Consider the following 12231-nt stretch of genomic DNA (forward strand, 5'->3'; position numbering starts at 1 on the left):
TCCTGGAATTGCGGGGATAGCTATTTGACCGCGCCGAGCGCCAATCCGCGGACGAGATAGCGCTGCAGCCAGATGAAGAGGATCGCCACCGGCAGTGTCGCCAGCAACGTGGCGGCCATGACATGGTGCCATTCGATCGTATAGCGGCCGGCGACCAGCGAGAAAACCTGGATCGGCAGCGTGTAGCTTTCCTGGCTGCGCAGCATGGTGAGCGCCACGACGAACTCGTTCCAGGCATTGATGAAGGTGAAGATCGCCGTCACCGCGATCGCCGGCAGGCAAAGCGGCAGGAATACCTTGCGCAGCGTCAACCAACGGCCGGCGCCTTCCATCCAGGCCGCCTCCTCGAGGTCGCGCGGGATGGTGTCGAAATAGCTCTGCAGCATCCAGACCGTGAAGGCGACGTTGAAGGCCATGTAGATGAAGCCGAGCGCGGTGGTGCTCTCCACCAGCCCCCAGGCTGCCATCAGCCGGAACAGGCCGAGCACCAGCACGATCGGCGATATCATCTGCGAGATCAAAAGGAACTGGCGAAAGGCGCCATAGCCGCCGAAGCGGAAGCGCGACATGGCGTAGGCCGCCGGTACCGAGATCAGGATCGCGCCGATGGTCGCCAGCGCCGAGACATAGAGCGAGTTGAGCAGCGCCTGGCCGAATCCGGTCGCCACCCACATGTCGGCGAAATTCGACCAGCGGAATTCGCTCGGCCACCAGGTGGGCGTCAGCACCTCGGTACGCGGCTTGACGGCGGTGAGAAACATCACGGCGAAGGGGAAGATCGTCACCGCGACCAACGGTGCGAGCAGCAGCCAGGCGGTGATGGTGCGTTTCAACTTGCCGTTCATGCGCGCTGCTCCCGCATCGCGAGGCGGACATAGATCATGGTGAAGACGAGCAGGATCGCGAACATCACCAGCGACACGGCGGAAGCCTCGCCCAGCTTGCCGATGCGGAAGGCGAGCTTGTAGAGATGGGTCACCAATATGTCGGTCGAGTTTGCCGGCCCCCCTTGTGTCATCACCCAGATGATCGGGAAGGAGTTGAAGACATAGATGGTGTTGAGCACGATCGCGATGTTGATGAACGGCTTCAGGAGCGGAAAGGTGATCTCGCGGAACTGCTGCAAGGGCGTGGCGCCCTCGAGTGCCGCCGCCTCATAGAGATCGTCGGGTATCGAGGACAGGCCGCCGAGGAAGATCGTAGTGGTGAAGGGCACCGTCACCAATATGCCGATCAGCACCTGCATCGGGAAGGCGGTTTCGGCGCTGGCCAGCCACTGGATGTTCTGGCTGATCAGGCCGAGCTTCATCAGCGCCGAATTCAGCATTCCGCTCTCGCCGTTGAGCGCCCAGCGCCAGACCACCGCGGTCATGGTCAGCGATACCGCCCAGGGCAGCATGATGATGACGCGGGCGAGGCCGCGGCCGTAGAAGTCGGTGTTGAGGATGATCGCCACCGGGATCGACAAAAGCAGCGCGCCGCCGACGACCAGCACCGTCCACAGCGCGGTGCGCCAGAGCGCAGCGACAAAATCGGGATCGGCGGCGAGCGCCGCGAAATTGGCGAGACCGCTGAACTCGCGCAACTGACCGAAGCGGTTGACGTCATGCGTCGAGATCTGGATCAGGTCCCAGACCGGCCAGAAGATCACCACTGCCGCCAGGAACAGGCTGGGCAGCGTCAGGAGATAGGGCAGGAAACGATTTTGCATCGGCTGGTTTGTATCGCGTTGCGAGGCTTCGAGGAGGGTGCCAATTCTCATCTGTCTTGCCAGGCGCTCAGTTTCGAATTCCTTCCAGGCGCCGCCCCTCACCTGTCTGCCTGTCCTCCGCGGCAGTTGCGGAAGAGCCCCTTCCTCTCCCCCGTCGATCGGGGGAGAGGTGTCGAGCGAAGCTCGACGGAGTGGGGGTCGACCCTTGGCGCAAGGCAGGCGATGCTTGCGCGGAGTGCCCTTCGTAAGTCCGTTGGCGGCGGTGGCCAGGTGGTTCCCCCACTCCGTCTCGGCTTCGCCGAGCCACCTCTCCCCCCTCCGGAGGGAGAGGAAATAGATGTGGCGCGCTCCGACGGGTGGAGCGCGCCACGGGCGCAGGGAGATACGCCCTATTTCTTCGTCAGGACGGCGTTGGCCTTGTCGGCGGCCTCCTTCAAGGCCGCTTCCGGCGTGGCGCTGCCGAGATAGATCTTCTGCATGGCGTCCGACGTGATCTGGGCGATCTCTTCCCATCCGGGGATGACCGGCGCGAAGCGGGCGTCGGGCAGAAGCGCGGTGAAGGCGGCGAGGTCGGCATTGTTGACGTAATAGTCCATCTTCGCCTCTTCCTTATTCACCGGCAGGAAGCCTTCGCCTTGCGTGAACTTGGCGCGCTGCTCCTTGGTGAACAGGAAGTCGAGCAGCTTCCAGGCCTCGTCCTTGTTCTTGGAGTTCTTGAACATGATGATGGAGTCGGTGACGCCATAGGTGCCGCGCGCGCCGGTCGGGCCGGCGGGGATCGCCGCGACGCCGTATTTCAGCTTCGGCGCCTCTTCCTTGATCTGGTTGGAGAGGAAAGGCGCGGTGATCATCATGCCGACCTTGCCCTGCTTGAACAGGTTCTGCACGTCCTCGCGGTTGTTGGAGGTCACACCTGGCTCGGTCAGGCCCTCGTCGATCATTGACTTGTAGAGCTTGGCGGCCTCGAGCGCGCCGGGCGTGCTCAAACCGGAGGTGCCGTCCTTGTTGAGGATTTCGGTGCCGAAGGACCACATCGCGTAGTAGTAATAGACGTCGGTCTCGATCTCCTTGCCCTGCAGGCCGTAGCCGAAGGCGCCTTGCGCCTTGATCTTGCGCGCGTCCTCCTGCAGCTCGCTCCAGGTGGCTGGTGGCTTGGCGATGCCTGCCTTCTCGAACAGCTCCTTGTTGTAATACATGGCGCGGGCGGAAGCCGCGATCGGCAGGCCGTAGGTGTGGCCGTCCATGATCGAGGGCTGCAGGAAGGTGTCGATGAAGCGGTCCTTGAACTCGGGCTTGATGTAGCCGTCGAGCGGCTCGGCGACATCCTGCTGCACGAAGTCGATCAGCCAGCGCGTGCCGATGATCGAAAGATCGGCGTTGGTGCCGGCGGTGATGTCGGTGGTGAGTTTCTGCAAAAGCACGTCCCACGGCACCACTTCATACTTGATGGTGATGCCGGGATTGGCCGCCTCGAACTCCTTCTTCACCTCTTCGAAATAGGGGCCGGTCTTGGCGCTGTATTCGGCGACGGTGACGCGCACCTCGCCGGCATCGGCAGGTGCCGCCAAAGCCAGCATGCTCATTCCGGCCAACAGGCCGACAGTCCATTTCGCAAGGCTCATCTGATCTCTCCCATTGATGCGCATTCGCGCCCGGCCTTAGAGGCACAGGATTTATGTTACTTTCCTACATTATCGAGGGTTATGCCCAATGCAAGCAGTTTATCATGTTGCTAAATTACATTTTGTTGGATAGCGTTCCGTCGCTGTCTGGCACGGCGGAGGAGCGCGCATCGTGGTATCAAAGGCCGATTTCGAGGGCAGAACCGTTGTCGTCACCGGCGCGGGCGGCGGCCTCGGTTCGGCGATCGTCGAGCTCATGGCCGAGCGCGGCGCGCGCGTCGTCGGCTGCGACCAGTCGGTGGAAGCGCTGGCCAGCCCGCATATCGCGTCGCGCCATGCCTTCAACCTGCTCGACCGGGCCTCTATCGAAGCGGCGATCCCGGCGCTGCTCGACAAGGACGGCGTTCCCGACATCCTGATCAACAATGCCGGCTGGACGCGCGCCGAAACGTTGAAGGCGCTGACGGCGGACAAGATCGAAGAGGAGCTCGACCTCAATCTGACCGGCGTGATGACCTTCGCCGATCCGCTGATCAAGGCGATGTCCAAGCGCGGCGCGGGCAGTGTCGTCTTCATCTCCTCGGTGAACGCCATCGCGCATTTCGGCAATCCGGCCTATGCGGCGGCCAAGGCCGGCATCAACGCCTACGCCAAGTCGATCGCCGTCGAGCTTGGCCGCAACGGCGTGCGCGCCAATGTCGTCTGTCCGGGCTCGATCCGCACCGCCGCCTGGGACCACCGCCTCGCCAAGGATCCCGAGATCCTCGGCCGGCTCAAGCGGCTCTATCCGCTTGGCCGCATCGTCAACGCTTCCGAAGTAGCGGAAGCCGTGGCTTTCCTTGCCTCGGACCGCGCTTCCGGCATAACAGGTGCCGTAGTGCCCGTGGATGCCGGGCTGACAGCCGGCTACCTGCCTTTCATCGACGACATATTGGGAACGTGACCATGACCGACGTCCAGTTCCGCAACCTGTCGAAATCCTTCGGCCAGCACAAAATCCTCGAAGATATCAATCTCGACATCCGGACCGGTGAGTTCGTCGTGCTGGTTGGCCCCTCCGGCTGCGGCAAGTCGACCTTGCTGCGCATGTTGGCCGGGCTGGAGACGATCACCTCTGGCGATCTCGTCATCGGCGGCATGCGCGCCAACGAGCTGCCGCCGCAGAAACGCAACATCGCCATGGTGTTCCAGTCCTACGCGCTGTTCCCGCATCTGAAGGCCTCGGAGAATATCGGCTTCGGCCCGAAAATCCGCGGCGAGACGCGCGCCGCGATCGAGGACAAGGTCAAGAAGGCGTCGGACGTGCTCAACCTCTTTTCCTATCTCGACCGTTATCCACGGCAATTGTCGGGCGGCCAGCGCCAGCGCGTCGCCATGGGCCGCGCCATCGTGCGCGAGCCTTCGGTGTTCCTGTTCGACGAGCCGCTTTCAAATCTCGACGCGCAGCTGCGCGTGCAGATGCGCACCGAGATCAAGGCGCTGCACCAGCGGCTGAAATCGACCATCGTCTACGTTACCCACGACCAGATCGAGGCCATGACCATGGCCGACCGCATCGTGGTCATGGATCGCGGCCGCATCCAGCAGGTCGGGCAGCCGCTGGAGCTCTATGACCGGCCTGCCAACAAATTCGTCGCCGCCTTCATCGGCTCGCCTTCGATGAGCTTCGTCTCCGGCGCGCTGAAGACCGCCGGAGCCAAGTCCTGGTTCGAGACGACGGGCGGCGGCCGTCTGGCGCTTCCGGGCAAGGCCGCGTCCGGCAGGGACACGGTCGAGGCCGGCATCCGGCCCGAGCACTTCCTCGTCGGCGCCGGCGACAATACGATCGCCATCAAGGTCGATGTCGTCGAGCCGACCGGTTCGGAAACGCATGTCTATGGCTCGGTCGGCGACGACACGGTGCGCGCGGTGTTCCGCGACCGGCTGCAGGTGAAGCCCGGCGACCGGCTGCCGGTGAGCGTCGACCCGCGCAACATCCACCTCTTCGACAAGGCGACCGGCCTGCCGCTCTGAGATGATGACATGAAGACCCCGGCCGACATCATCACCCGCCTGCAATTGATATCGCAGGACGGCACCAAGTCGGACCGCCGGTTGGCGGGCTTGGTGCTTTCCGATCTTGATTTCGCCTCGAAGGCCGCGATCTCGGAGATCGCCGCGCGCGTCGGCGTCAGCGAGCCGACCGTCACCCGCTTCTGCCGCAATCTAGGCTGCGAGGGTCTGCGCGATTTCAAGTTCTACCTGGCGCAAGCGATCGCCATCGGCGGCCAGTATCTGTCGCCGGAGCCGCTCAGCCGCGACGCGCGCGAGCAGCGCATCGCCTCGGCGATCACCGAGGCGGCGATCGCCGCCATCCAGCGCGCCAGCGAGAACCTCGACATGACGACGGTGATGGACGTCGCCGCCCGCGTCGCTGGTTCCGGCAATGTGCTGTGCATCGGCTCAGGCGGCATCTCCTCGATGATGGCGACCGAGATGCAGAACCGGCTGTTCCGGCTGGGCCTCTCGGCGCTCGCCCAGACCGACGGCCAGCTGCAGCGCATGTATGCCGCCGTCGCGACGCCCGAGACGACGCTGCTTGCCTTCTCCGTCTCGGGCTATGCGCGCTCGGTGATCGAGGCGGTCGAGGTCGCACAGCAATATGGCGCGGCGACCGTTGCCATCACCGCGCCGGATTCGGCCCTGGCCAAGGTCGCCGACACGGTCATCCTTCTGCAGTCCGTCGAGGACGGCAACATCTACAAGCCGACCTCGTCGCGCTACGCGCTGCTTGCCATCCTCGACATGATCGCCACCACGGTGGCGGAAGCGCGCGGGCCGAAAGTGCTGGAGAATCTGCGCCGCATAAAGCAGAGCGTGAACACGCTGAAGGTCGACGATCCGAAGCTGCCGCTGGGGGATTGAGCAGTTGCAGCGGCTTGCGCCGTCAACGCTGACGATCCCTCGCGCCCTCCTCTGCCCTGCCGGGCCTCTTCCCGATTGGCAGCTTCCGCGCCCCTCATGTAGCGCTGGTCGACCCCCACTCCGTCTCGGCTTCGCCGAGCCACCTCTCCCCCGATCGACGGGGTAGAGGAAAGGCGCCAAGCTTTTTGCCGTCAATGCTCGTCCAGCAACGCTCCGTTCCTTTCCCTCCGGAGGGGGGGAAAGGTGGCGCTGCGAAGCAGCGACGGATTGGGGGAACCACGTGGCAATCAAGCCTTGGCCTGATCAGTCGCGCCAGTCACAGAAGATGTGTGCATAGCGTAGCCAAGCGAGGGAGATGTCCGGCAGGACAGAGGGGGGCGCCGTCCCGCCTGCGTCTCAGATCTTCGATTGCTTAGAAAGAGCCTCGACGCTTTTCGCCAGCTCGGCCCCTTCCCCCACGACCCGCAGCGTCTTCAGCCGCGATGTGCCGCCCGCGACCACCGAAACGGCCGACACCGGCACACCCAGCGCCTTCGCCATCATCCGTTCCAGCGCTTGATTGGCGGTGCCGTTCTCCGGCACGGCGCGGACGCGGGCCTTAAGATGACTGCGCCCGTCGGCAGCGGTCTCGACGCCGTCGATCCGGTCGAGCGCCGCTTTCGGCGTCAGCCGCACGAAGAGGTCGATGCCGTTCTCGCGCAGCCGGAACGGCGTGCCCATCAGCCGCCGGCCACGACCCAGGACCAGACGGTGGTGACCAGGAACTGCCGGATGAAGAAGATGATCAGAAGCAGGATGATCGGCGAAATGTCGATGCCGCCGAGATCGGGCATGAAGCGGCGGATCGGGCGCAATGCCGGATCGGTCAGCCGGTAGAGCATGTTGCCCACGCTGCCGACGAACTGGTTGCGCGAATTGACGACATTGAAGGCGTAGAGCCAGGAAAAGATCGCCGAGGCGATGATGATCCACCAGTAGATATCAAGCGCCATGACGATGGTCTGAATAAGGGCGATCATGCCGGTCTCCAAAATTGTCGCCGACATGTAGCCATTGCCTGGCGTGCGGGCAAGGCCCGCCCCGCCACGGCGCTTGTGCCGGCCCGGTCTTTCGCCTTGACATCAAACGGCCGCGACCGATACAAGCCCATCCGCTGGAACGGGGCTGTAGCTCAGCTGGGAGAGCGCATCGTTCGCAATGATGAGGTCAGGGGTTCGATCCCCCTCAGCTCCACCAGCCAGCACACGCATGTGCTTCTCATCGGCTTCGGCCTCCTCCCTCAGCATTTTGTGACAGCCGGATTTCGGGCCGCCGCTTGGAACCAATGGCGGGGCAAGACGGTTCAGCTATACTTTTGAAGCTGATATCCCCGGCCGGCTGGGTAAGCGGCGATGTGCGAGGAGGTCACCATCATGCAGATTTCGTCCAGGTTCCGTTCAGTCGCGGTTGCGGCCATCGCTGCCGCCGGCGTCAGCATTGCCAGCGCCGCGCATGCCGACAGCGGCACGATCCGCTTCTCCGTCTACAAGGCGGCCTTCTTCATCGGCGGTTCCGGCGGGGAAGGCACGCTGACCTTCCATGGCAAACGCTATCCGATCTCGATCGGTGGCATCTCGGGCGGCCTGGCCTTCGGCGCATCCAAGACCTATTTTCAGGGCAGGGTGCGCCACATCCGACGCGCCAGCGATGTGACGGGCGTCTACGGCGCGGCCGGCGGCGGCGGCGCGCTCGGCAGAGGCGCCCAGGTGATCGTCATGACCAATGACAAGGGCGCCCAGCTCGAGCTCACCGGCCGGCAGGTGGGCCTGCAGGTCAACGCCGACCTCAGCGGCATGAGCATCGCGCTGAAGAGATAGGAGCCCCAACTCCATCCGTTATTCCCGGATGGGCCGGTTCAGGCGTGCCCGGGCGCGCAATGTCAACGACAAGGTCGCGCCGGGCAGGCCAGACGGCGAGTTTCATCGACCTCTCCGCCGACCTGCCAGACCAATGGCGGGGGTGTCCGCTCTGATGAATAGCGGGCCTGCAGGCATCCCGCTTGCCAATGAAGGGCGGCTCACCTCAATTGTCCCAGTCATCCCAATTGTCTTCGTCCTGCGGATAGTCGGGAACGACCCGGATGATCGGCCGCGGACGCTGATAGAGCCAGTAATCCTCGTCCGGTAGCTGACGCTCATAGGTGCGGTAGGCAGGCCGGTCGTAGTGGTGGCGCTTCCAGTATTTGTGCTTTTTGTGCGGCCGCACGCAGTAGCCGTCCTCGGTCAGGTAGGCGCATGTGACATGCGCCTGCTGCACCAGGCCATTCCTGGCCGGCGTGCCAATCATCGGCGCCGCATGGACTGCTGGCATCACCGCCAGCATGGTGCCGGCAAGGGCAAGAACAGACAATTTCATCGGCCTCTCCAATCTGTGCAGATTAAGGCCGGAAGAACGTCCTGATTGGGGACGATTTGCGGCGGCCGAGATCACTTTGATTTGCGGCCGCACATATGAGCGTTAGATCATGTATTGCGCCGGCGTCAGGCTGACGCAACCATAGCGGCCGCTTTCTTTCACATCATCCCGCGAGCGGAGGCCACCCTGCACTGCTAATTGGCCAACTGATCGAGAAGCGTGTCGATTTCCCCTTTCTTTGGCGCTTCGGGCGAAGCAGGGGCGGCCTGCGGGCCGGCGGAGGCGGGTTCGGCCGCCGGCGCGGTTGTCTCTGCTTCGGCCTCGCCACCGGCGTTCGAACCTGGCGGCGGCGCCGCACTATCCGTATTGCCGGTGTCTGGCGCCACGGCGGGTTCCGGAGCCGCGGGCAGGGCTTTGGGCCGGGGCGCGGCGTTGCGCAGAAGATCGCCGATCAGATCCGCCGCTCCCTTGCCGGAACCGTCGCCGTTCGAGCCCGTTTGGCCCGGGATCAGCTTGTCGAGATTCACCTTCCCGGTTGGTAGCCCAAGGCGGCCCAACATGTCCAGCGCGCCCTGCGGGTCTTTGGCCAATGCGCTCAGGTCCGGATAGGCCCGAGGCGCAAACAGCGGGCCTTGGACCACGATCGGCACCCCGATGCCCTTCACGGCAATGTCGCCTCCCTGCCCGGCAAGCGAGGCAACGACGCGGGGGTTGAGACGGACGTCGAGCGTCTGGTCGGCGAAGTCTATCTTGCCCGAGCCGTCCATTCGCACCAGCGGACCCAGCAGGCTGATGTCCGTCGTCTGCGCGACGCCGTTCTCGATGGCAAAAGAGGCGCCGAGTTCGGTGAACGTCGTCTTCTTGGTCTGATCCTGCTTGAAGCCGCTGGAAAGCAGCCCCACCAGGTTGTTGTAGACCTCGGCTATGTCGATGCCCCGGAAGGCGCCGTCGCCGAATTTTGCCGCCGCCTTGCCGCCAAGGGAGCGGGCAAGCGATTTCGTAGTCTTTCCCGAGCCTGAAACCGCGACGGTCGCATTGAGCGTTCCTTCGATGCGGTCGAAATCCGCCGCGTCATGGAGCAAGGGAGCCGCGGCCGCGCCGGCGATCGCAGTGTTCAGGTTCAGGGAAGCGGCGTCGTTTGAGCCGTCGGCTGTCATCTCCGCGGCAATCGTGCCACCGTAGAAGGGACTTTGCGGCACGTTCAGGCGCGCCTTGCCATCAGCAACCACCAGAGTGGTGGCCACCGGCCCGGCGAAGACCTTTCCATAGCCGAGCTTGTCGGCCTGGATGTCCACCTTGGCGTCAATTCCCTTGAGGAAGGAGAGATCGATCGGCGCGTCGGTGGCGCCGTTCGGCTTCTGCTTTCCGCCCGTGGCAGGCTCGCCGCCGCCGGCGAACGCCGCGAAGTCAAGCTTCGCGAAATTGAGCGACGTCCGGATGTTGAGGGGCGCCCCAAGTTTCATCGAGCCTTGGCCCGACGCCTTGACCCCGTTCAAGGCAACAGAGGTTTTCTGAAAGGAAAGCTGTCCTGGCCCGGCGTCCACGTCACCTTTGAAGGCAAAGTCTCGCAGACCGTGGGAAGCACTCTGCCCCAGCCATTGCATGAGCTTGTCGACCGAGGCCGATGTGACCGAAACCTGACCCTTGAACGTGCCGCCACCCCCGGCAGCGCCGCTTATGCTGCCTTCGAGGTATTTGGAGGAAACCGAAAGGCTGATCGGCCCGGACGCATCGGCAACGGAGCCGCTGGCCAGAAAGGATGCAGGTGCGAGCTGGGACTTGAACGTCACGGCCTGTCCCCGCCAGACGAGCTTGCCCGTCAAATCGACCGGCTTGCCGACATCGTGAACCTTCGCGTCAAGATTGAGCCCGGTGATGTCGTCGGCCGTCCGGGCCTCGGCAAGTGCTGCCAGCGGAAGCTTGCCTTCCCGAATTCCGACCGTTCCCTGCAGATTGACGCTGCTGCGTATGCGCTCTGCGGTGAGTCCGCGAAAAGCGAACCCCATATCGGCGGTCAGCTTGCCGGACAACGGCACGGATTGTCCGGCCAGCTTCGCTACAGAGCCGATATCCAGCCCTGAACTCGCAATATTGCCGCGTATGGTCGGAGGCGTTTCACCGACATTCGTCGAGGCTTTCGCGGTAACGCTTCCCGCATCGAGGCCGAAGTGCTCCAGCTTTGCCTCGATATGTCCGTCGCGCAGCGTCGCGGCGAGTTGGACATCGGAAGCCTGTATCTTGCCGCCGACCAATTCATCGATGGCGACGCTGATGTCGGCGTCGAACGCAGAGAGCATCGCGAGGTCGGGCCCGCTGGAACCGCCCGGAGCCTTGCCCGCGCTGGAACCACCCTTTCCAATATCGCTCAAGGCGTCGATATCGACGCGCTTTGCCGCCAGGTCGGCGAAGAAGCGATGCCGCGCCCCGGGCTGAAAGAGCGCGTCCATCTGGAAGCTCTGGTCGCCGACATCGAACTTTCCGCCCTTGATCTGATAACTGCCGTTCCCGTTGAGCTGGATCTCTCCACTCGCATGCAAGGAAGAGAATTTGGCAACCGGCGCCGGATCGAGACGCGCCTCGATGGCGATCTGGGCCGGCAGCCGTTTCAGGATCGGCCTCAAGGCGGAAAGGCTCCCGCTCATTTCAACGCGACGGCCGCCGCTGGTGCCGGCCAATGAAAACGAGACCTCCCGGTCGAGGTCCGGAACCCTCAGATCGGCGTCGATTGCCGTCACCTCAGCGGAATTGCCGGTCGACGCGCCTGAGGTGAGGGTGCCGTTCGTTATCGTCAGTTGGTTGATCGCCAGCCGCTCGAGCGTATCGACAACCGCCGCGAACGGATCGGCCTGTACATCCTTCGGTTCCGGAGCTGACGCCACGTTTGCCGAAGCCTTGAGCGCGATTGTCGGATCCGCCAGCGCGACGGACTGTATCTCAAGCTTTTTCGACCATAGGGACGACAGCGTTATCGAAGTCGAGAACCGCGGAGCGGATATCGCGATATCGCCCGTGCCGGTCGAAAGCGAGATATCGTCCGCGACCACCGCCAGCTTGGGCAGCAGCGATAGTCTGACAGGTCCGTCCAGCCGAATTGTCATTCCGGTTGCGGCTGACAGTTGCCGGCTCAGTTCGGCACGAACCCAGTCGGTTGAAACAAGCGCGGGCAGAAGGAAAAGCAGCCCGACGACAAGAACGACGGCTACGGTGAGTGCAGCGACGATTTTTCTCACATCGACCAGCCAAAACGATCGGAAGAATCAGTATCGTCAAACATACATGCTTCTGGCGCGCGACTGAATCCTGCCGAAACATGGGCCCCGCGCCGGACGAATTTCGGACTGTTCCGCGGAGCCCGTCGGCTCTTTCGTCGAGGTCTATCGCGGTCGCAGCCATTTGCACGCAAGTGTTTCCAGACGAAAGGGTTTGGAAACGGTCAGCCGGTTTCCGAGCCATTCGCGTGAAACAGACCGGGCGCATTTTTCCGGCACCCGCCGCCGACATATCAGCCATTTCAAATGGAGGACGTGCCAATGTCTGCGCTCGGAACCCTGCTTCGTTTGAGCCGCGCCATCATCCACGCGCACAACAACGCCAAGGTCA

General features: G+C 63.5%; 11 protein-coding genes and 1 tRNA gene. 5 read left to right on the top strand and 7 right to left on the bottom strand.

Features of this window, described 5'->3' with window-relative positions:
* Positions 1–20: 20 nt before the first annotated feature.
* The 3 genes from LB529_RS21125 to LB529_RS21135 all read right to left on the bottom strand — a co-directional run bounded on the left by LB529_RS21125 (position 21) and on the right by LB529_RS21135 (position 3333).
* Positions 21–845 (bottom strand): carbohydrate ABC transporter permease, encoded by an 825-nt coding sequence (locus LB529_RS21125; protein ID WP_224712224.1) that lies wholly within the window; start codon positions 843–845, stop codon positions 21–23.
* Positions 842–1711: a carbohydrate ABC transporter permease gene (locus LB529_RS21130; protein WP_095770041.1), complete on the bottom strand. Its 870-nt coding sequence runs from the start codon at positions 1709–1711 to the stop codon at positions 842–844. Before LB529_RS21130 ends, LB529_RS21125 begins: the two co-directional genes overlap by 4 nt.
* A gap of 389 nt (positions 1712–2100) precedes the next feature.
* Positions 2101–3333, bottom strand: a complete 1233-nt coding sequence (locus LB529_RS21135; RefSeq protein ID WP_224712225.1) for an ABC transporter substrate-binding protein — start codon at positions 3331–3333, stop codon at positions 2101–2103.
* 172 nt (positions 3334–3505) lie between these two features.
* Here LB529_RS21135 and LB529_RS21140 point away from each other — a divergent pair, with 172 nt between their 5' ends.
* Genes LB529_RS21140 through LB529_RS21150 form a run of 3 tightly spaced genes read left to right on the top strand, consistent with a single transcriptional unit; the run spans position 3506 to position 6237 of the window.
* Positions 3506–4276: an SDR family NAD(P)-dependent oxidoreductase gene (locus LB529_RS21140; RefSeq protein ID WP_224712226.1), complete on the top strand. Its 771-nt coding sequence runs from the start codon at positions 3506–3508 to the stop codon at positions 4274–4276.
* A gap of 2 nt (positions 4277–4278) precedes the next feature.
* A complete protein-coding gene (locus LB529_RS21145; protein WP_224712227.1) occupies positions 4279–5346 on the top strand; it encodes an ABC transporter ATP-binding protein in 1068 nt (355 codons plus the stop codon).
* Between the two features lie 9 nt (positions 5347–5355).
* Entirely contained in the window at positions 5356–6237 is an 882-nt protein-coding gene (locus LB529_RS21150) for a MurR/RpiR family transcriptional regulator (RefSeq protein WP_224712228.1), read from the top strand.
* 396 nt (positions 6238–6633) lie between these two features.
* Here the strand turns inward: LB529_RS21150 and LB529_RS21155 are convergent, their stop codons facing one another.
* Both LB529_RS21155 and LB529_RS21160 read right to left on the bottom strand, forming a co-directional pair.
* Positions 6634–6957 (bottom strand): DUF167 family protein, encoded by a 324-nt coding sequence (locus LB529_RS21155; RefSeq protein WP_224712229.1) that lies wholly within the window; start codon positions 6955–6957, stop codon positions 6634–6636.
* The gene (locus LB529_RS21160) at positions 6957–7256 is read right to left on the bottom strand and encodes a YggT family protein (protein WP_095770068.1); all 300 of its coding nucleotides are present in this window, start codon (positions 7254–7256) and stop codon (positions 6957–6959) included. The genes LB529_RS21155 and LB529_RS21160 overlap by 1 nt, the downstream gene beginning before the upstream one ends.
* Before the next feature lie 141 nt (positions 7257–7397).
* Between LB529_RS21160 and LB529_RS21165 the strand changes: the two genes are divergently transcribed.
* Positions 7398–7473, top strand: a tRNA-Ala gene (locus tag LB529_RS21165).
* Positions 7474–7649: 176 nt separating this feature from the next.
* Positions 7650–8093 carry a hypothetical protein gene (locus LB529_RS21170; RefSeq protein WP_224601987.1) on the top strand — a complete coding sequence of 148 codons (444 nt, stop codon included), beginning with the start codon at positions 7650–7652 and terminating at the stop codon, positions 8091–8093.
* A 205-nt stretch (positions 8094–8298) separates the two neighbouring features.
* Here the strand turns inward: LB529_RS21170 and LB529_RS21175 are convergent, their stop codons facing one another.
* Entirely contained in the window at positions 8299–8631 is a 333-nt protein-coding gene (locus tag LB529_RS21175; protein ID WP_224712230.1) for a hypothetical protein, read from the bottom strand.
* 194 nt (positions 8632–8825) lie between these two features.
* Positions 8826–11861: an AsmA family protein gene (locus tag LB529_RS21180; protein ID WP_224712231.1), complete on the bottom strand. Its 3036-nt coding sequence runs from the start codon at positions 11859–11861 to the stop codon at positions 8826–8828.
* Between the last annotated feature and the right edge of the window lie 370 nt (positions 11862–12231).

The sequence above is a fragment of the Mesorhizobium sp. CA5 genome (assembly GCF_020165105.1).
In the GTDB taxonomy this organism is placed as follows: Bacteria; Pseudomonadota; Alphaproteobacteria; order Rhizobiales; family Rhizobiaceae; genus Mesorhizobium.